Below are 20,537 nucleotides of genomic sequence, written 5' to 3'. Positions count from 1 at the left end.
GTAATTGTGTTAACAATTTTAATACAATCAATTATACAATATTCTTTGGCAAAACAGCGGCATGATGCATTAAGAATAAATATAGCGGGTAGACAAAGAATGTTGTCTCAAATAATTGTAAAAGACTTATATGAATGTAAATACGCAACTTGTGATTATGGCAAGCTAAGAGTGGTATTAAATAAGCTTAAAAACACCAATGAATCCTTACAAAAAGGGAACGTTGCAATAGGTCTAGATCCATTAGATGATGAAAGTATACAAGCTAATTTTAATAAATTACAACCATATTTAAATTCCATTCTTACCAGTTTAAATGATTTTAATAAATTGAATTCAGTGTCAATCGCTACTATTTCAGCAGAGGCTGATGCGTTTTTAAAAATTATGGAAACAATAGTAAATCAGTTTCAAAAATCATCAGAAAAAGATATAAAAACATTAATGATCGTAGAGTTAGAGTTAGCCGTTTTTTCTTTAATGATATTAATTTTAGAGATTTTCTTTTTTATAAATCCATCAATTAAAAAAATTGCAATTCAAAATAAAAAACTGAAGGAGATTTCATGGCATCAATCCCATGCTTTTAATTCTCATATAACTAATATTAAGAAGTATCGTCACATTCTTGGTATAGAGAAAAATTTAGAGCATAAAAAGGAATTGGTAGATGTTATAATGAAAGAATTAAAGGATTTGGAAATAGTTTCTGATAATATGGTTAAATCCTTAGAAAAAGAGCAGTAGATTTAAGCTATTTTTTAATTATGATGATAAGGCTCATTTTTAAGAATAGTATAGGCTCTATAAATTTGTTCCGTTATAAACAAACGTACCATTTGGTGTGAGAAAGTCATTTTAGAAAGACTAATTTTTCCTGAAGCTTTTGAATAAATAGCATTACTAAACCCGTATGGTCCACCAATTACGAACACTAATTGTTTAATTCCAGAATTCATTTTCTTTTGAAGGTATTGCGAAAACTCTACTGAGGTATACTGTTTTCCCTTTTCATCGAAAAGAATTAGCACATCTGTAGCGGTTAGTTTTTTAAGAATTAATTCGCCTTCTTTTTCTTTTTGTTGGTCTTCAGATAGATTCTTGACTTTTTTCAAATCTGGAATTAGTTCTATTTCAAAATTTACATAATGCTGTAATCTCTTCTGATAAACATCAATGAGCGCATTAAGTTGAGAACTATCAGTTTTTCCAATAGCTAAAAGTTTTATAGTCATATTTCAAAAGTAAATCAATTTTATAAATGTCTTCGTAATTTAGCAGTACAATAGATATTAAAAATATGATTTCAGAAGAACAGTTTAAAGAAGAAATTACATTGATCATTGCAAATGCAATAAGAGAAGATGTTGGTGATGGCGATCATAGTTCTTTAGCGTGCATACCAGAAGCAGCCGTAGGAAGGGCTAAATTATTAGTAAAAGATAATGGAATAATTGCTGGGGTAGATTTTGCAAAGCTTGTTTTTTATTTTGTTGACCCTAACTTAAAAATAGACGTATTAATTAAAGATGGCTCACCTGTAAAACACGGTGATATTATCTTTTATGTAGAAGGTAGTTCTCAAAGTATTTTGAAAGCAGAACGTTTGGTGCTTAATGCAATGCAGCGTATGAGTGCAATTGCGACAAAAACGAAAATGTTTGTTAATCTACTGGAAGGTACGGGAACAAAAATTTTAGATACTAGAAAAACAACTCCCGGAATACGAGCACTTGAAAAGTGGGCAGTTAAAATTGGAGGAGGTAAAAATCATAGATTTGCTTTATATGATATGATTATGTTGAAGGATAACCATATTGACTTTGCCGGCGGAATAACCAAGGCCATTAAAAAGACACAAGATTATTTAAAAGAAACAGGAAAAGACTTAAAGATTATTGTTGAAGCCAGAAATCTAGATGAAATAAAAGAAATTTTAAAATCAGAAGGAGTATACCGTATATTAATTGATAACTTCGATTATAAGGATACGAAAGAGGCTGTTAAATTAATTGGCAATAAGTGCCTTACGGAATCGTCTGGTGGAATTAATGAGAAGACAATTCGGGAATATGCAAATTGTGGAGTTAATTATATATCCTCCGGAGCATTAACACATTCCGTTTATAATATGGATTTAAGTTTAAAAGCGGTTTAAATGTCTTTAGAGGTAGAGGAGAAACTAGATAAAATTCCGATTATAAATTGGTTTGTTAAGCTTTTAAAAAAGTTAAGACTTCCTGGTTTTGAAGGTCTTTCTGTTTATGACCTTTTAGAAATGTACGTTCTTGGCATATTAAATGGAACCTTATCTACACGCGCCAGTGCTATTGCTTTTAGCTTGTTTATGGCATTGTTTCCGTTATTAATTTTCATGGTTACTTTAGTTCCATTTTTAGTGTCCTATATAAGTATTGAACATGGTGATTTTGATGTGCAATTTAGATTGTTCTTGGAGTCATTTTTACCTAGCGCAACAGGTGATTATTTTGGAGAAGTATTTCAACAAATTAAAGACCAAAAAAGAGGAGGTTTGTTATCGTCATCTTTTATTCTTTCCATATTTTTAATTGCAAATGGAGTGAACTCTATTTTTGGAGGGTTTGAGAATTCCTATCATATAGAGTTAACACGACATTTTTTTAGACAATATATCTATGCCTTAATGGTTGGCTTAATTTTGGCTATTTTAATTATTTTGGGCTTTGTGGCCTTTATTTATTTTGAGTTCTATATTCTAGGTTATTTATCAGAATTTGCGGCGAAGCAAGGTGGCTATGTAATGGGTGATGAAGAGGTATTTGGTATACAAATTGCAAAAATTCTTTTCTTTATAGTATTGTCATATTTTACCACTGCTATACTTTATTATTTTGGAACCAGAGAAGGTAAACAGGCAAGTTTCTTTTCTTTTGGAGCCTTAATGACTACAATATTGTTTTTAATAACCTCTTATCTTTTTGGAATATATGTTGAAAAATTTGCTAGATATAATGAATTGTATGGCGCTCTTGGAGGTTTATTAATTTTAATGGTTTATATCTGGTTAAATTCTAATATATTGCTACTTGGCTTTGAGTTAAACGCATCGTTAAATACATTAAGAAAAATCACTAAAAAAGAATGATAAACCGTACTGTTCAATTAAGTATTTTGTTTTTACTATCTATATCAATAAATGTTTCTGCGCAGTCCGTATTCGGAACATGGAAAACAATAGATGACCGCACAGGTTTGCCAAAAGGGATTATTGAAATATATAAGAAAAACGGCTTAATGTATGGTAAGGTGGTAAAAATTCTAGAAAAAGGTAAAGAAGGGGTTACTTGTGTAAAATGCGATGGGGAATTAAAAGACCAGCCTGTAGAGGGTATGGAAATAATAACCGCAGGCGAAAAACATGATGACGGCGAGTGGAAGGGAAAAAGACTATTTGACCCGGAGCAAGCAATGACTTTTAGATTTAAAATATGGTTAAACCCAGAAAATTCAAATGAATTAAAAGTTAGGGGATACTTGGCATTTATTTACAGAACCCAAACTTGGTTACGAGTGGAAGGATAACTATGGCAAATTTCATCAATGTAATATTACCAATACCCTTAGAGCGTACTTTTACCTATAGCATTACTGAAGAAGAAGCGGCATTGCTGCAAGTAGGTATGCGTGTTGCCGTACCTTTTGGGAAATCAAAAATATATACAGGAATTGTTCACGGTATTCATCAGCAGCAGCCAGAGGCGTATGAAGCAAAAGAAGTACACCAGTTACTAGACGAATACCCGATAGTAAACCAAATTCAAATTAAACACTGGGAATGGATTGCCTCCTATTATATGTGTACATTGGGTGAGGTTGTACGTAGTGCATTACCAGGAGCATTTTTATTAGAAAGTGAAACCTTAGTTCTCAGAAATAGAGCATATGAAATAGATGAAAGTCAGCTACTGGATGATGAGTTTTTAGTGTTTGAGGCCCTACAACACCAGTCTATACTTAAGGTTCAGGAAGTATCTGCAATAGTTGAAAGAAAAAATGTACTTCCCATTCTTCAAAGATTATTAGAAAAGAAAGTTATCGTACTAAAAGAAGAAGTTTACGAACAATACAAACCTAAATTGGTTAGGTATGTTAAGTTGGGAACTGCATATTTATCTGATGAAAAACTCGAGGAACTTTTAAATTCGTTAACTAGAGCGCCTAAACAAAGTCAAGTGGTACTTTCTTTATTTCAACTACAAGGTAATACTCAAAAACCTATTAAAGTATCAGATTTAGAAAAGTCAAGCAACACTTCAAAAGCTGTAATTAAATCTTTAGTAGATAAGGGCATCCTAGAAGAATATTTTATTAAAACCGATAGGGTAGATTACGATGGTGGTACGGATAATTCTACAACAAAAGATTTAAATGAATACCAAACATTAGCATTAACAGACATTAAAGCTTCTTTTGAAAAAAATAAAGTAACCTTATTAAAAGGAGTTACATCTTCAGGTAAAACTGAAGTTTATGTAAAATTAATTGAAGAATGTCTAGAAAAAGATTTACAAGCCCTGTATTTACTACCGGAAATTGCGTTGACTACCCAGTTAATAAGTAGGCTTCAAGAGTATTTTGGAGAAAAGATAGCCATTTATCATTCTAAATATAATGTTCAGGAACGTGTAGAAGTATGGCAGAATGTTTTACAAGCCAAGCCCAAGGCACAATTGGTTATAGGAGCAAGATCGGCAATGTATTTACCATTTAGTAAATTAGGACTGGTAATTGTAGATGAGGAACATGAGAGTTCTTTTAAACAATTTGATCCCGCTCCAAGATATCATGCCCGAGATGCTGCAATAGTTTTAGGTCATCTTCATAACGCAAATATATTACTAGGTTCGGCAACACCAAGCGTAGAAAGTTTCTATAACGCACAAACAGGTAAATATGGTTATGCAGAAATAACCAGAAGGTATGGAAATGTTTTAATGCCAGAAATGGAATTAGTTGATATTAAGGAAGCCTCTCGTAAAAAAAGAATGAAAGGTCATTTTTCAGAAAGGCTTTTCCTTGAAATGGAAGAAACTCTTAAAGAAGGTGCTCAAATTATACTATTTCAGAATAGACGTGGCTTTGCGCCTTTAATGGAGTGTTTAACATGTGGTCATTCGCCTCAATGTCCAAATTGCGATGTGAGTTTAACCTATCATCAATTTAGAAACCAATTACGTTGTCATTACTGTGGACACCATACTGCATTGCCAGAAAGTTGTTTTGCTTGTGGAAGTCCAGATTTAGACACAAAAGGTTTTGGTACCGAGCAAATAGAGAAAGAAGTTATAGGCTTATTTCCCGAAGCTAAAGTTGGACGAATGGATTTGGATACGACCCGCGGAAAGCATGGGTATGAAAAAATAATTACAGCATTTGAACAACAAGATTTGGATATTTTGGTAGGTACACAAATGCTTACCAAAGGCCTGGATTTTAGAAATGTCAATTTAGTTGGTGTAATGAATGCTGATTCTCTTTTGAACTTTCCAGACTATCGGGCACATGAAAGAACCTATCAATTATTGACCCAAGTTTCGGGTAGGGCAGGGCGTACTAAAAAAAGAGGCCGTGTTATAATACAAACCTATAATCCTTACCACCAAATTTTAAAGCAAGTTACTACAAGTGATTATGATGGTATGTATACTGAGCAGATGTATGAACGTCAACAGTTTAAATATCCTCCGTTAAATAGAATTATAAAAGTAACTTTTAAACATAAAAATTATAATATACTAAATGAAGCGGCTGATTGGTTTGCAGGGGCATTACGTACTAATTTTGGCGGTGTGGTTTTAGGTCCTGAATATCCACCTGTAGCTCGTATTCGAAATCAATACTTAAAACATATAATTGTTAAAGTTCAAAAAGTTCAATCTTTGGCACAGACAAAAGCGAACGTTCGTCGTATTGAAAAATCATTTAAAGCGGTAGCTCTGTATAGAAGTGTAAGAGTCATCTATAATGTTGATCATATATAAAATAAAAAAGACCGCTATTAAGCGATCTTTTTTGAAAGTAAAATTATATCATATGTTATACGTTACTAAGCGCTTCGGCAAGTTCTGATTTTTTGTTTCTGCTTAAGGGTATTGATCTACCACTAACTTCAACATTTTTACTATTGAATTTCTCAACCTTTTCAAGGTTAATTATATAGGACTTGTGAATTCGTAAAAACTTATCATCAGGCAATTGCTTTTCAAAAGATTTCATTGTTGATAAGATTACGATATTAGCTTCATCAGTAACCAATTTTATATAGTCACCAAGCGCTTCAATCCACTTTATGTCATTTAAAATAACTTTTCTTTTCTTAAGATTACTCTTTACGAATATATGCTCTTCGTCTTCATTGACTCTGTGCAACTGTTCGTAATTAGCAACCGCTCTTTTAACCGATGCGTCAAAACGAGCCATGGTGATCGGTTTATGTAAATAATCCGTTACATCATATTCAAACGCTTTTAGTGCATAATCTGGTTTACCGGTAATTAAAATTACCTGAGGACTGTTTTCTAGGGACTCGAGTAGGTCGAACCCGGTGATAATTGGCATTTCAACATCAAGAAAAATAAGATCTATCTCATGATTCTTGATACCATTCTTAGCTTCGATAGCATTACTGTATTCTGCTACCATAGTTAAATTAGGATGATTGTTTACCAACTTGGCAACGGCCATCCTTTGCATGGATGAGTCGTCAACGATGATACTTCTTAACTTCATAAGGGCTGATTTGTGGGGTTAAATCATCGACAAAGAACCGAAAAAACATGCTGAACTGCAACAAAAGATGTGAACAATGCGTTGTTGATCGTGTAATTGGTAATGATGATATAATTAAGATTTGGTTTAAATTTTAAAGTTGTTACCATTCAATAACGAAGAATATTCACATTTCTTATAATTATTTTAAAATAAAAGCTATTTTTGCACTCTTTAAAACAAATATAATATGAACCATTACGAAACTGTTTTCATTTTGAATCCCGTTCTATCAGATGTACAGATAGAGGAAACAGTTAAGAAATTCGAGGATTTCTTAATTAACAATGGCGCCAAAATGGTAGCTAAAGAGAATTGGGGGCTAAAGAAATTGGCTTACCCAATCCAAAACAAGAAAAGTGGATTTTACCACTTGTTCGAATTCACTAATGTTGGTGAGGTGGTAGCACCTTACGAACAAGAGTTTAGAAGAGATGAACGTGTTATGCGATTTTTGACCGTTAAATTGGACAAGCACGCTGTTGCATGGGCAGAGAAAAGAAGAACAAGAAACAAAAAAACCGCTAAAGCTTAAGTATTATGGCAACATTACAACAACAGGCAAAAGGAAAAAAAGATGGAGAGATCAGGTATCTTACTCCATTGAACATTGAAACCAACACTAAAAAGAAGTATTGTCGTTTTAAAAAATCTGGTATTAAGTACGTAGATTATAAGGATGCTGATTTTTTATTGAAGTTGGTAAACGAGCAAGGTAAATTGTTACCTAGAAGACTTACAGGAACTTCATTGAAGTACCAAAGAAAAGTGGCACAAGCCGTAAAAAGAGCTCGTCATTTGGCGTTAATGCCATATGTTGCTGATTTATTAAAATAAAAGAAAAGAATCATGGAGCTTATATTAAAAGAAGACGTACAGAACTTAGGTTTTAAAGATGACGTAGTAAATGTTAAGAATGGATATGGAAGAAATTTCCTAATACCTCAAGGCTTAGCTACTATGGCAACAGTATCCGCTAAAAAAGTTTTAGCTGAAAACTTAAAGCAAAGAGCACATAAAGAGAAAAAAGTTGTTGATGCCGCTAAGAAGACCGAAGAGGCATTGAAAGCTTTAGAGTTGAAAATTACTGCTAAAACGGGAGCTGCCGATAAATTATTCGGTTCTGTTACAAATGGTGATTTGGCAGATGCTTTGGCTAAGGACGGTCATGCAATCGATAAAAAATTCATAAGTATTCAAGGTGGTGCTGTTAAAAGAACCGGACCATACAATGCTCAAATTAGATTACACCGTGAGGTTGTAGTTGATTTTGGATTCGAAGTAATTGCAGAGCAAAAATAATTCATAGATTATTGAAGATATGAGCCTTTCAGTTTACTGGAGGGCTTTTTTTTGATTTGTTGCGAAATGAACATTGTTAATCTTGTACCCGAATAAAATTTTAAAAAGTAAGTTTAGTTTTTTAAGGGTGAACAGACCGACAATAAATACAATACATACCATTTTATGAAATATACAAGGCTAACAAAAGAACAATTAGAAGAGCTGCATCCGGAGTTTATTAACTTTTTAGCAACTCAATCAATTACTGGCGATGAATGGGATTCTATAAAAAGAGACAAGCCTAAAGTTGCGGAAGAGGAAATAGATGTATTTAGTGATTTAGTTTGGGAAGGTGTTTTAAATAAAGTTTCATATTTAGAGAATATTTCAAATACACAAATGCATTTGTTTTTCTTAACGGATAAGGAAATGAAACTTATTTCTGTAAAAGTGACGAATCCAAATATAGACCTTACTACTCAAGTTGGTTTTGATTGGTTTAAAAAGAACTGGCAATCAGATTTTGTAGAGTACTTAACCGCTTCAAAAGCATATACGGACGATAGAAACCTTGATAAATTTTTATTGCTACAACAAGGAGCGGTAATTACCAAAGGAGATTTATACCAGTGGTTCGAAAAGGTTATTGAGACCTCATAACAGATTTCACTATTTGTATTTTTAATTCTTAATTGTAGTCTTACACTATGAAGGCTATATTTACATTACAATAAAAAAATAATGGCACAGAAACCATCTATACCAAAAGGAACTCGCGATTTTACGCCTTCTGAAATTGCAAAACGTAATTATATTTTTGATATTATCAAGAAGAATTTTCAGACCTATGGTTTTCAACCTATAGAAACACCTTCTTTTGAGAATTCGGATACATTATTGGGTAAATATGGAGAAGAGGGCGACCGACTTATTTTTAAGATTTTAAATTCTGGAGACTTTATTAATAAAGTAGATGATGTAACGTATAGTTCAAAAGACTCCAATAGTATTGCTCCTAAAATTACAGAAAAAGCACTTCGGTACGATTTAACCGTGCCCTTTGCGCGTTATGTGGTAATGCATCAAAATGAAATAGACTTTCCATTTAAACGATATCAAATTCAACCAGTTTGGAGAGCGGACAGACCGCAAAAGGGGCGTTTTAGGGAGTTTTTTCAATGTGATGCAGATGTCGTAGGGTCAGATTCTTTATTGCAAGAGGTAGAATTAATTCAATTGTATGATGCTGTATTTTCCGAGCTAAAACTTGAAGGTGTAACCATTAAAATGAATAACAGGAAAATTTTGGCAGGTATTGCAGAAGTAATAGGTGCAAAACATTTATTAATAGATTTTACGGTAGCTCTTGATAAATTGGATAAAATAGGGGAGGACGGAGTTAAAAACGAAATGCTTGCTAAAGGTATTTCTCAAGAAGCCATTGAAAAGGCTTCCCCATTATTTTTATCCCAGAGTAGTAACGACGAGCAATTAAATAGTTTAGATACACTTTTAAAAGATTCAAAAGAAGGTAAGAAAGGTTTAGAAGAGCTTCGGTTTATTATGAATACAGTTTCTAACTTAGGTTTACAAACGGCTAAATTAGCAATAGATGTTACTTTGGCACGTGGGCTAAATTATTATACCGGAGCAATTTTTGAAGTTGCGGCGCCAGAAGGAGTTTCAATGGGCTCAATAGGTGGTGGCGGTCGTTATGATGATTTAACTGGTATTTTTGGATTGAAAGATGTTAGTGGCGTGGGTATTTCTTTTGGTCTTGATCGAATTTATTTAGTTTTAGAAGAATTAGGTCTTTTTCCAAAGGCAATTGATCAATCACTGCAAGTACTATGCGTCAATTTTGGTGATAAAGAAGCGATGGCAGCTTTAAAATTAGTAACGCAATTACGAAAGGTAGGTGTTAAAGCTGATATTTACCCTTCGAGTGCTAAAATGCAAAAACAGATGAAGTACGCCAATAATCGAAATGTACCATATGTCGTTTTAATAGGGAACCAAGAGTTGGATACTAATACGTTCATTGTTAAAAACATGAAAGAAGGTTCGCAAGAAGAATACAGTTTAGACAAAGTTTCTGATTTTATAGCCCATTTAAACTAAAAGCTTTAGAAGCAGTTTATATTTTACTGAGTCATTTTTGATTATATTTGGTTAACCAATTTGGTTGTGCAGTTTTCTATGGTATGATTAAAATGGATTTAAATCAAAACAAAATCAAGTTTTTAATTAAAAAATCATGACAAATAGTAACAAATTATCGGGTAAAAATATTCTTATTACTGCTGGGGCTCAGGGAATTGGAGAAGCAATAACTAAGCATTTTATAAACAGCGGTGCCAATGTTGCTATTCATTATTTTTCTAGTGCAGATACTGCAAATGAATTAGTAAAATATGCTAAGGATAAAGGTGTAAAAGCAATTGCAATTAGCGGAGATCTTACGAAAGAAGAAGAAGCCAATGCAATAGTAGAAAAAACAGTTGAAGCTTTAGGAGGTCTAAATATCTTGATTAACAATGCCGGTTCATTAGTGGCACGCAAGATGCTTAGCGAAATGGAAACTGAATTTTGGCATAAGGTGATGGATATTAATCTTACCTCAATGATGTTCGTAACGAGATCAGCGGCACCTTATTTGGCAAAGAATGAAAATAGTAGCATAGTCAACTTAGCTTCACTAGCTGGGCGTAAAGGGGGACATCCTGGATCTCTGGTCTATTCTACCAGTAAAGGCGCAATATTAACCTATACGCGGGCACTTGCCTCAGAATTAGGACCACAGGGTACAAGAGTAAATGCAGTTGCTCCAGGACTTATTTTAGGGACGTCTTTTCACAACACACATACAACTAAAGAATCAGCGGCAGAAACTACAAAAGGTATTCCTATTCAGCGAGCAGGTAATGCAGCTGACGTAGCAAGGGCAGTTGTTTATTTAGCGTCTGAATATGATGGCTTTATTACCGGTGCTACGCTAGATATTAATGGCGGTGTTTATAATATGTAATTAAGAATTATAGTTTTAAAATTATAGAGCACTAGTTAGTTTAAAGCTTCTAGTGCTTTTTTTACTTTCAATTTAATAGATTAAATTATGCTTAAGACTCCGGTAATACATCCAACAATTATGGAAGCGCTTGCGCGTTCAGGCCATTTTGCGCAAGTTGTCATTGCAGATGGTAATTTACCCGTTGGAGCAATGAAAGGGCCAAATTCTACCACGGTACATCTAAATTTTAGACCAGGTCTTTTAGATGCACTAACTGTTCTTGAAGGTATACTCGAAATTTGTCCCGTTCAAGGAGCAATAGTTATGGAGAAACCTGCTGAAGCAAATGCAGAAATTTATGATGCGTATAAAAGATTACTAGGTAATGTAACCTGGGATGAAATGGAGCGTTGGGCTTTTTACGATAAAATTAGAGACCAAAACACCACTTTAATTATACAAACAGGGGAGCAACGCCGTTTTGCTAATTTAATATTAACTGTCGGAGTAGTGAAAATGGCTGAAGAGTCGGGGTTTTAATAAATTAAAGATTTTTGAGAAGGGAAACAATTTTTAAGGATTTTATAATTTATTGTATATTTTTTTAAAAATGGTTTCATAATAAGAAAAGTCATGTGGTACATAATTATATTTATGAACATTCTTAATTTCTTTGTTAAACTTATTTAAAGAAACTAGCTTTAAGGCCTCAACCTCACTGTATTGTTTTTGTAGCGTATCAAATGATGTTTTTAGTTCTGCTATAAACGTGTGATGAAATTCATAGTCTTTAAGTATTTCCGAATGATTTTGAACTGATTTAAAAATCCCTATTTTTTCCAAATTAGAAGGCGAGATTATTAAGCCTATTTCTTCCTGTACTTCTCGTAAAGCAGCAACAACAATATCTTCACCGGAAGCAATATGACCTGCTACGGAAACATCCCACAGTAAAGGATAAACATCCTTTTCTTTACCACGTTTTTGCATTAAAATAAAACCATCTCTTGTGAAGAACCAAATATGAACGGTTTGGTGAAACCATCCATTTTTATGAGCTTCAGACTTCATTTTGGTGGTATGCGTCTTGTTACCATTAGCATCTAAAATATCAATTAATTCATCCATAGAATTTCATAAAAAAAGCCCCCTAAACTTAGGAGGCTTTCAGTTATTTAATCAAAGTAGCTAAATGTTTCGCCTTCTTTGATAGTTAAGAGTGTTTCATAAATTAATCGAATAACGTTTTCTACATCATTTTTATGAACCATTTCTACAGTAGTATGCATGTAACGCAAAGGAAGTGAAATTAATGCAGATGCAACCCCACCATTGCTATAAGCAAAGGCATCAGTATCAGTACCTGTAGCTCTTGAAGCAGCCATACGTTGAAATGGAATTTTTTTCTCCTCGGCGGTTTCTATTATACGCTCACGAAGCTTATTCTGTACCGCGGGTGCAAATGAAATAACAGGTCCTGCTCCGATTTCGGTGTGTCCTTGAACCTTTTTCTCAATCATAGGAGTTGTAGTGTCATGACAAACATCAGTAATGATAGCAACATTAGGTTTTATAGTATTCGTAATCATTTCAGCTCCACGTAGCCCTATTTCCTCTTGAACGGAGTTCGTTATATAAAGTCCAAATGGTAATTTTATCTTGTTCTCATGTAGTAAACGAGCAACCTCTGCAATCATAAATCCACCTGCACGGTTGTCGATTGCTCTACAGACAAACTTATCATCATTTAAAATATGAAATGTATCTGGATAGGTAATAACACAACCTACATGAACACCCATTTTTTCAACTTCTGCTTTATCTTTTGCACCAATGTCAATACAAATATTATCTAGTTTTGGAGCTAATTCTTCTTTATCCCCTTTACGTGTATGAATTGCAGGCCAGCCAAATACTCCTTTTACTATGCCATTTTTTGTATGGATGTTAACCCATTTTGATGGTGCTATTTGATGATCACTACCTCCATTACGAATTACATACAATAAACCATTATCTGTAATATAATTTACGTACCATGAAATCTCATCTGCATGTCCTTCAATTACTACCTTATATTTAGCATCAGGATTTATTACGCCAACTGCAGAACCATAGGTGTCTGTTATAAAGGTGTCTACATATGGTTTTAGGTAATTCATCCATAATTTTTGCCCTTCCCATTCGTACCCTGTAGGAGCGGCATTATTCAAGTATTTTTCAAAAAAATCTAAAGACTTTTTATTAATTATTTTTTTATCAGCCATCAATGTTATTTTAAGATACAAACTTAACAATATTAGCGTTGTATTAATAATAACCTTCTTTATTTATCGTTAATTTTGGCAAGACTTTTGCTTAGCTCATGGTAATGAAAAATAACATCTTATACTTTTTAATTTTCTTGACTAGTGCATTTATAGGCAATGCACAGGTGGAAGAACAGGAGCTAGATTCGATAGCTGAACAAATGATTATTGTAGCTGGTGATTCATTGATACAAAGTTCCATTGCCTTAGAAGAAGCATATGTTTTTGGTAAACTGAAGTTTTCATCATACGATGATAAATTACGGTACTACATATTAAGAAGGAAAACTGAAAAGGTATACCCATACGCAAAAATGGCTGCTGAGCGTTTAGTTGAATTGAACGATAGCTTGGTTTATATGAAGAATAACAGAAAGCGTAAAAAGTATACAAAAAAGGTTCAAAAGTTTATTGAGGAAGAATTTTCAGAAGAGCTAAAAAAATTAACACGCACGGAAGGTCAAATTTTAGTTAAACTTATTTATAGGCAAACAGGAACAACGGCTTTTGACTTGGTTAAGGATTTACGTAATGGCTGGCGGGCATTTTGGTATAATACTACTGCCAAATTGTTTAGTATTAGTATTAAAGAAGAATTTCATCCAGATTTGATAGAAGAAGATTATTTGATAGAAGATATTTTACAAAGAGCTTTTTCAAAGGGTACGTTAGAACGGCAGGCAACGGTTTTGGATTATGATTATGATGCGCTATATAACAAGTGGAAAAAAACTACAGAAATTCCAAAACAATAATCCTATTTCTTTTTTTTACCGAATACGGCATTTACTATAGTTTGGATTCCCTTAAACCCCATAAATACGGCATAGAATGCAATTACAATACCTAAAATACAAACGGGCCAAAACAAAAAATGTTCTTGATTTTTAAAAGCTTGCCATAGTATTAGTGGAGCGGTAAACATTAAAAATACCGTAAAAGCTAAGTGTTTTAAGCCAGTTACCAATAAATCTTTATTAGTTCTACTCATTTGTTATTGTTATCGTTTCTTTATATTCTTGCACGATGGCAAAATAACCTAATGCATAGTTGTCGGAACGCTCTACATTGTCAAAAATTTCTATATTATTTAATCCACTTACATTGATAATATTTCCACGAACTGTTGCCGCAGGAGTTTGAAAAGGTCCTTGGTCCCCGCCAGATTGTACAATTATTTGATTCATATAATTATAGAAAGATTCATCAGCACCAAGCAAGCTAATTTCAACAGTTACACTTGTATTTATTTCTAAGTCATTATCATAAAAATAAGAAAATACAAACGTCTGTCCTTGATAAAACTCATCTTCTGTAACTAAATATTCATCAAAATCGAAATCAAGTATATAATAATCATTACGTTCGCCATTATCGGTAAAGGTTACAATTACCTCTGTTTCATTACCGGAAAATAGCGTTTGGTCACCTTGAATTAATGAATCTATTGGTACTGATTTTACATAAGTGGTCGTTGCAAAAAAACGTTCCTGGCTTGTGGTTATAATTAGTTGAAATACATCCCCTTCATCAATGTTACTTACTCTAATTCTTTGTTCACTATCGAAAGAAGGATCTGGAACCCATTTTCCGCTTCCAGGCTCAAGTTCTGTCAAGTTAGAAATTCCACCACCTTCTAAAATTTCTGGAGCATCGGGGTTTGGGGTTCCATAGAAAATAATAGCACTTTCTATGGATGCAATTGTATTGTTATTTAGAAAAGAACTACTTTCTGTGACTAAAATTTCTATAGGTAAATATTCTTGTGTTTCATCTACTCTTATTACCCCATTTACAATTAGTCTTGTATCGTTTTCAGGTAATTCAAGTTCAATAACGTCTTCACAAGAAACCAAAAACGAAAAAGCCAATAATAATAGTAATATATAACGTTTCATAGCTTAAAATTTAAAGTTATAGGTTACTGCTGGTACGATTCCAAAAATTGAAGTTCTAACCGCCTCATTTGCGCCAGTATCGTCATTACGTCTAAAATTAATAGAAGCGGCATTTCGCCTGTTGTACAAATTATAAATGCTAAATACCCATTCGCCTTTTATTTTTTTATTACTATTCTTTTTAGGAGTTAATGTGGCTGATAAGTCAAGTCTGTTGTAAGCGGGCAGTCTTTGTATATTCCGTAGGCCATAATATGGAACCGTTAAACCTTGAAATTCAAATTGACCAATTGGGTAATTGGTTGGCTGCCCCGTTTGATAGGTGAAATTACTACTAAAACTCCACTTTTTATTTAGGTCGTAACTCAAAAACATTGAGATATCATGTGTTTTATCATAAGGCGTATTATACCAGTTTCCAAAGTTGATTCCAGATTCTAAATTACTACGGCCATTATCGATAACTGGTGCTCTACCTGGCGTTCGCTGTTCTGATTTAGATAAGGTATATGCAAGCCACCCTTGTAGCTTTCCTTCGTTCTTACGAAGCAAAAATTCTAAGCCGTATGCTCTTGCCTCGCCATTTAAAATGACTTGTTCTATAGCGTTATTGGCAATTAAATTGGCCCCGTCAATGTAATCTATTCTATTTTGCACATCTTTATAAAAAACCTCACTTTCAACAGAAAATTGACCATCTTTTATATTTTTAAAATAGCCAAAGGCATATTGATCCAACAATTGAGGTTTAATAAACGGCCCACTTGGGGTCCAAACATCTAACGGAGTGGGGGAGCTTGTGTTCGATAAAAGGTGAAGGTATTGTGATAATCTTGTATAACTGGCTTTAATGGAACTTGATTCATTTAAAGTATATGACATTGAAGCTCTTGGTTCAAGATTATAAAAGGTAGATAATGTTTTTCTTCGACCAGGTTTAATAACATCTATAGGTTTTGCTTCAGTGTATATTAATTGAAAAGGATTAAACTCTACAGGCAAATTATTGGCATATACATTCAATTCATCTTGGCCCAATCGAATAAATTGACTTAAACGTAAGCCATAGCCAATACTTAAATTTTCTGTAATTTTTTGTTCTACATCTATATAACCTGCAAATTCGTTAGCATATTTTTGTATTAATTGTTCTTCAACAATGCCAGATTCAGAATTACTTGGTTCTATTTTACCAGGATTAAATTGATAATATACATTGTTGACACCGTAATTGATTTGCAATTTATCATTGGCATAGTGTTTTAAATCGTATTTAATATTAAAATTTCGGATACCAGAATTCCAATTAAACCCTACGAAATCTAATTTTAAACCATAGTAATAATCGGAGTAAATGATGGAAAGGTTGGAGAACAATTTATCTGAGAAAAGGTGATTCCATCTAAAATTTCCAACTGCATTCCCATAAGTATTTACAAAACTATCGCTAATACCGAAAACATCCCTACCAAAATATCCTGAGAGAAAAATATTGTTCTTTTCGTTCAATCGGTAATTTAGTTTGGTATTCAGGTCATAGAAATAAGCTGTATTATCAATATCGAAAAGTGGCAGGAACAAATGGGCATACGAAGCTCGGCCTCCTATGAGAAATGCTGCCTTGTCTTTTTTAATAGGTCCCTCCAACAAAAGTCTACTGGCTACGGCACCAATGCCACCGTTCATCTTAAATTCCTTACTGTTTCCTTCTTTTTGAAAAATATCAAGTACCGATGAAACCCGGCCTCCATAACGAGCGGGAATACCGCCTTTATACAATTTAATGTCTTTAATCGCATCTGGGTTAAAAACGGAAAAAAAACCGAAAAGATGGGATGAATTGAAAATTATGGCCTCATCCAATAATATCAGATTTTGGTCAACGGCGCCACCACGCACGTTGAATCCTGAAGCTCCCTCACCTGCATTTGTAACACCGGGTAATAGCAAAATGGATTTTATAACATCGGCCTCGCCGAGAATAACCGGTATTTTCTTTATAGTACCTACAGATAATGTGTTTACACTCATTTGCGGTTTTCTAATGTCCATTTTTTCAACATTCTCCGTCACCACAACTTCTTCTAATTCCTCTGCTTCTTCTTCAAGTAGATAATCTAGACGTTTATTTTCTGTAAGGGTAATTTCTTGTAGAATATCTTTAAAACCTAAGTAGCTTATTAATACCTTGTATGTGCCTTCTGGTAATGTTATGGAATAAAAACCATATTCATTAGTAGTAACGCCTGTGTTTAATGCAGGAATAGCAATGGTAACACCAATAAGAGTTTCGTTACTGCTAATTTCAGATATTGTTCCGCTTAAAGTATATTTTTGTTGACTCCAGCTCAACGAAGAAAAAAATAAAAATAGTATAAGAATAGGCGTAGTATATTCTTTCATTAAATTTTTATTGTAAAAATAGTTAGATATAGAGGATATCAGTTAAATATTAAAAAATACTTCAAAAAAATACCCTCAACAAATATTGAGGGTATATAAATTATTTTAAAATATGGTTAAATAGCTTCCAAAATGCTATTTAATGTACTACTTGGCCTCATGGCTTTTTCAACTAAAATTGGGTCTGGTTTATAATAACCGCCTACTTCTTGTTTTGAACCCTGAGCATCAATTAATTCTTTGAGAATCTGAGATTCTTTTTCGTTAATTTCAGTACTAACTTTTGTGAATATTGATTTTAATTCTGCATTATCATTTTGAGATGCTAGTGCTTCAGCCCAGTACTTAGCTAAATAGAAATGACTTCCTCGAGTGTCTATTTCTTTCACCTTTCTAGAAGGAGATTTATCGTTCAGTAAAAATTTCTCAGTTGCACTATCTAAAGTGTCGCCAAGAACTTTTGCCGCAGCATTAGAGTTTTTCTCACCGTAAAACTCCAAAGAAACGCCTAACGCCAAAAATTCACCTAAAGAATCCCATCTAAGATGGCCTTCTTCTAAAAATTGTTCAACATGCTTTGGGGCAGAACCCCCAGCACCTGTTTCAAAAAGTCCTCCACCGTTCATTAATGGTACAATAGACAGCATTTTAGCGCTAGTGCCAACTTCTAAAATTGGGAAAAGGTCGGTAAGGTAATCGCGTAATACATTACCGGAAACGGAAATAGTATCTTTACCAGCTTTCATTCTTTTTAAAGTAAACTCGGTAGCTTTAATTGGTGACATTATTTGTATGTCTAAGCCTTTAGTGTCTTCTTTGGCAAGGTAGGTTTTTACTTTTTTAATTAGTTCAGCATCATGAGCCCTGTTTTCATCTAACCAGAATATAGCAGGGTCATTTGTTGCTTTAGCTCTAGAAACGGCTAATTTAACCCAGTCCTGAATTGGAGCGTCTTTTACTTGGCACATTCGCCAAATATCACCTTTGCTCACATTGTGTTCTATTAGAACCTTTCCTGTTGCTAATTCAACAACTTGAACAGTACCGTTTTGTTTTATTTCAAATGTTTTGTCATGTGAGCCATATTCTTCTGCTTTTTGAGCCATAAGGCCAACATTTGGTACAGTACCCATAGTGGTTGGGTCAAAAGCTCCATGTGTTTTGCAAAATTCAATAGTAGCACTGTAAATACCAGCATAACTACTATCTGGAATAACAGCTTTAGTATCTTGAGCCTTCCCTTGAGCATTCCACATTTTACCCGAATTTCTTATCATTGCAGGCATTGATGCGTCAATAATAATATCACTAGGTACGTGTAGGTTGGTAATGCCTTTATCTGAATTTACCATAGCCAAATCGGGGCCATTGGCTAAAGCTTCATCTAAATCTTTGTTTATAGTGTCTCTTTTACTTTTCGAAAGTTTTTCAATCTTTTGATATAAACTAGCTAAACCATCATTAGGGCTAATTCCTAATTCATCAAAAGTGATAGAATGCTTAACAAAAACAGGTTTTAAGAATGTTTCGACAACATGACCAAAAATAATTGGGTCAGAAACTTTCATCATTGTAGCTTTTAAATGTACAGAGAAAAGCACTCCTTTATCATTTGCATCCTTAATTTCTTTTTGTAAAAACTCCAATAAAGCATGCTTATTCATTACGGTGGCATCGATTATTTCGCCTGCTTGTAATTCAATTTTATCTTTAAGAATATTTTCAGATGTTGAATAAATTAATTTAATTTGAACAGAAGTAGTGTTTTTTATGGTAAGAGATTTTTCATTTGCCTGAAAATCTCCAGCACCCATGGTTGCCACGTGCGTTTTAGATTCTGAACTCCAAGCTCCCATGCTATGTGGATTTTGTTTTGCGTAATTTTTTACAGCTCTTGGTGCTCTACGGTCAGAGTTTCCTTCACGTAAAACGGGGTTAACAGCACTTCCTTTTATTTTATCGTACTTGGCCTTTATTACTTTATCCTCTTCATTTTTAGGATCATCAGGGTAATTTGGTAATTTATACCCTTTAGATTGCAATTCTTTTATTGCTTCATTTAATTGAGGTACAGAAGCACTAATGTTGGGTAATTTAATAATGTTTGCTTCCGGTTGTTTTGCCATTTTGCCCAATTCTTCTAAATCGTTGGATACCTGTTGATCTTTAGATAAAAATTCAGGAAAAGTAGCAGCTATTCTGCCAGCTAAAGAAATATCTTTTGTTTCAATTTCAATTCCGGAAGATTTTGTAAAAGCTTTTACAATAGGTAAAAAAGACTCCGTAGCCAACGCTGGAGCTTCGTCTGTTTTGGTATAAAAAATTTTGGACATTCGCGGTTTGTTTTAATTTAAGCACCACAAATATACAATTTTATAAAGGCTAAAATAATAGGAACTGCCCTAATATTTAAGGCTGGGAAAGAAGATTTGTTAAATAATAAAAGCCATATCAATGTACGCATACAATGATATGGCTTTCTAGAAAAAGTTTACGGACAGTTTGTTCTAATTTTACATTAAAACGGCAACCCTTGATTGCACCCGCTTCACGATTTCAACGTTTAAAATGTTTTTCGATATTGAGATATGGAATCTAACACCTACTCATCATTTCTTTTTTATTGTCATCATAAAATATTAAAAACCTAGTATATAGCGTTTTTAAATATTAAATTAATTTTAAATTATAAAAGCGACAGCCTTAAAATTTAAAATAACCATATTTAATTTACATTAAATTATTATGGTCAAACAACAATACGAAAGAACGTAAACTTCGTAGTGATTTTAAAATATACTGTTTTGCCATCATATTTATCAA

The 20,537-nt window shown here is 33.4% G+C and carries 21 protein-coding genes; 13 read left to right on the top strand and 8 right to left on the bottom strand.

Annotation, left to right across the window (positions count from 1 at the left end; genetic code table 11):
- Nucleotides 1-45 precede the first annotated feature (45 nt).
- The gene (locus BTR34_RS00170) at nt 46-747 is read left to right on the top strand and encodes a type IV pili methyl-accepting chemotaxis transducer N-terminal domain-containing protein (RefSeq protein ID WP_197496162.1); all 702 of its coding nucleotides are present in this window, start codon (nt 46-48) and stop codon (nt 745-747) included.
- A 14-nt stretch (nt 748-761) separates the two neighbouring features.
- On the opposite strand, the gene rlmH is transcribed toward BTR34_RS00170, so the two are convergent.
- Nucleotides 762-1,235, bottom strand: coding sequence for a 23S rRNA (pseudouridine(1915)-N(3))-methyltransferase RlmH (gene rlmH, locus BTR34_RS00165; protein WP_068484594.1), 474 nt, complete (start codon nt 1,233-1,235; stop codon nt 762-764).
- A gap of 65 nt (nt 1,236-1,300) precedes the next feature.
- Between rlmH and nadC the strand changes: the two genes are divergently transcribed.
- From nadC to priA, 4 genes are read left to right on the top strand one after another with little or no spacing between them, the layout of a single operon-like run.
- Nucleotides 1,301-2,158, top strand: coding sequence for a carboxylating nicotinate-nucleotide diphosphorylase (gene nadC / locus BTR34_RS00160; protein ID WP_068484595.1), 858 nt, complete (start codon nt 1,301-1,303; stop codon nt 2,156-2,158).
- On the top strand, nt 2,159-3,127 hold the full coding sequence (locus BTR34_RS00155; protein ID WP_068484596.1) for a YihY/virulence factor BrkB family protein: 969 nt from the start codon (nt 2,159-2,161) through the stop codon (nt 3,125-3,127). It begins immediately after the preceding gene.
- Nucleotides 3,124-3,564 (top strand): DUF2147 domain-containing protein, encoded by a 441-nt coding sequence (locus BTR34_RS00150; protein WP_068484597.1) that lies wholly within the window; start codon nt 3,124-3,126, stop codon nt 3,562-3,564. The genes BTR34_RS00155 and BTR34_RS00150 overlap by 4 nt, the downstream gene beginning before the upstream one ends.
- 2 nt (nt 3,565-3,566) lie before the next feature.
- Complete coding sequence (gene priA, locus BTR34_RS00145; protein ID WP_068484598.1) at nt 3,567-6,023, top strand: replication restart helicase PriA; 2,457 nt, start codon at nt 3,567-3,569, stop codon at nt 6,021-6,023.
- A 55-nt stretch (nt 6,024-6,078) separates the two neighbouring features.
- Here priA and BTR34_RS00140 read toward each other — a convergent pair whose 3' ends face one another.
- Entirely contained in the window at nt 6,079-6,771 is a 693-nt protein-coding gene (locus tag BTR34_RS00140; protein WP_068484599.1) for a LytR/AlgR family response regulator transcription factor, read from the bottom strand.
- Nucleotides 6,772-7,000: 229 nt separating this feature from the next.
- Between BTR34_RS00140 and rpsF the strand changes: the two genes are divergently transcribed.
- From rpsF to BTR34_RS00105, 7 genes are all read left to right on the top strand, one after another.
- Entirely contained in the window at nt 7,001-7,345 is a 345-nt protein-coding gene (gene rpsF, locus BTR34_RS00135) for a 30S ribosomal protein S6 (protein WP_068484600.1), read from the top strand.
- Between the two features lie 5 nt (nt 7,346-7,350).
- Nucleotides 7,351-7,647, top strand: coding sequence for a 30S ribosomal protein S18 (gene rpsR, locus BTR34_RS00130; protein ID WP_027067300.1), 297 nt, complete (start codon nt 7,351-7,353; stop codon nt 7,645-7,647).
- A 12-nt stretch (nt 7,648-7,659) separates the two neighbouring features.
- Nucleotides 7,660-8,112 carry a 50S ribosomal protein L9 gene (gene rplI, locus BTR34_RS00125; RefSeq protein WP_068484601.1) on the top strand — a complete coding sequence of 151 codons (453 nt, stop codon included), beginning with the start codon at nt 7,660-7,662 and terminating at the stop codon, nt 8,110-8,112.
- A 165-nt stretch (nt 8,113-8,277) separates the two neighbouring features.
- Entirely contained in the window at nt 8,278-8,754 is a 477-nt protein-coding gene (locus BTR34_RS00120) for a DUF6495 family protein (RefSeq protein ID WP_068484602.1), read from the top strand.
- 81 nt (nt 8,755-8,835) lie between these two features.
- Nucleotides 8,836-10,215 (top strand): histidine--tRNA ligase, encoded by a 1,380-nt coding sequence (gene hisS / locus BTR34_RS00115; protein ID WP_068484603.1) that lies wholly within the window; start codon nt 8,836-8,838, stop codon nt 10,213-10,215.
- 136 nt (nt 10,216-10,351) lie between these two features.
- Entirely contained in the window at nt 10,352-11,122 is a 771-nt protein-coding gene (locus tag BTR34_RS00110; protein ID WP_068484604.1) for an SDR family NAD(P)-dependent oxidoreductase, read from the top strand.
- An 87-nt stretch (nt 11,123-11,209) separates the two neighbouring features.
- On the top strand, nt 11,210-11,644 hold the full coding sequence (locus BTR34_RS00105; protein ID WP_068484605.1) for an RbsD/FucU domain-containing protein: 435 nt from the start codon (nt 11,210-11,212) through the stop codon (nt 11,642-11,644).
- Between the two features lie 42 nt (nt 11,645-11,686).
- On the opposite strand, the gene BTR34_RS00100 is transcribed toward BTR34_RS00105, so the two are convergent.
- Nucleotides 11,687-12,232, bottom strand: a complete 546-nt coding sequence (locus BTR34_RS00100) for an NUDIX hydrolase (RefSeq protein ID WP_068484606.1) — start codon at nt 12,230-12,232, stop codon at nt 11,687-11,689.
- A 47-nt stretch (nt 12,233-12,279) separates the two neighbouring features.
- Complete coding sequence (locus BTR34_RS00095) at nt 12,280-13,371, bottom strand: M42 family metallopeptidase (protein WP_068484607.1); 1,092 nt, start codon at nt 13,369-13,371, stop codon at nt 12,280-12,282.
- A 104-nt stretch (nt 13,372-13,475) separates the two neighbouring features.
- Between BTR34_RS00095 and BTR34_RS00090 the strand changes: the two genes are divergently transcribed.
- Nucleotides 13,476-14,168: a DUF4294 domain-containing protein gene (locus tag BTR34_RS00090; protein WP_068484608.1), complete on the top strand. Its 693-nt coding sequence runs from the start codon at nt 13,476-13,478 to the stop codon at nt 14,166-14,168.
- A 2-nt stretch (nt 14,169-14,170) separates the two neighbouring features.
- On the opposite strand, the gene BTR34_RS00085 is transcribed toward BTR34_RS00090, so the two are convergent.
- The 4 genes from BTR34_RS00085 to BTR34_RS00070 all read right to left on the bottom strand — a co-directional run bounded on the left by BTR34_RS00085 (nt 14,171) and on the right by BTR34_RS00070 (nt 20,047).
- A complete protein-coding gene (locus BTR34_RS00085) occupies nt 14,171-14,404 on the bottom strand; it encodes a DUF6095 family protein (RefSeq protein ID WP_068484609.1) in 234 nt (77 codons plus the stop codon).
- A complete protein-coding gene (locus tag BTR34_RS00080; RefSeq protein WP_068484610.1) occupies nt 14,397-15,311 on the bottom strand; it encodes a DUF4249 domain-containing protein in 915 nt (304 codons plus the stop codon). The genes BTR34_RS00085 and BTR34_RS00080 overlap by 8 nt, the downstream gene beginning before the upstream one ends.
- 3 nt (nt 15,312-15,314) lie before the next feature.
- The gene (locus BTR34_RS00075) at nt 15,315-17,714 is read right to left on the bottom strand and encodes a TonB-dependent receptor (protein ID WP_068484611.1); all 2,400 of its coding nucleotides are present in this window, start codon (nt 17,712-17,714) and stop codon (nt 15,315-15,317) included.
- Nucleotides 17,715-17,830: 116 nt separating this feature from the next.
- Nucleotides 17,831-20,047, bottom strand: a complete 2,217-nt coding sequence (locus tag BTR34_RS00070; RefSeq protein WP_068484612.1) for an NADP-dependent isocitrate dehydrogenase — start codon at nt 20,045-20,047, stop codon at nt 17,831-17,833.
- Nucleotides 20,048-20,537: the final 490 nt, after the last annotated feature.

It is taken from the genome of Maribacter hydrothermalis (assembly GCF_001913155.1).
In the GTDB taxonomy this organism is placed as follows: domain Bacteria; phylum Bacteroidota; class Bacteroidia; order Flavobacteriales; family Flavobacteriaceae; genus Maribacter; species Maribacter hydrothermalis.
This window is presented reverse-complemented; position numbering and strand designations above follow the sequence as displayed.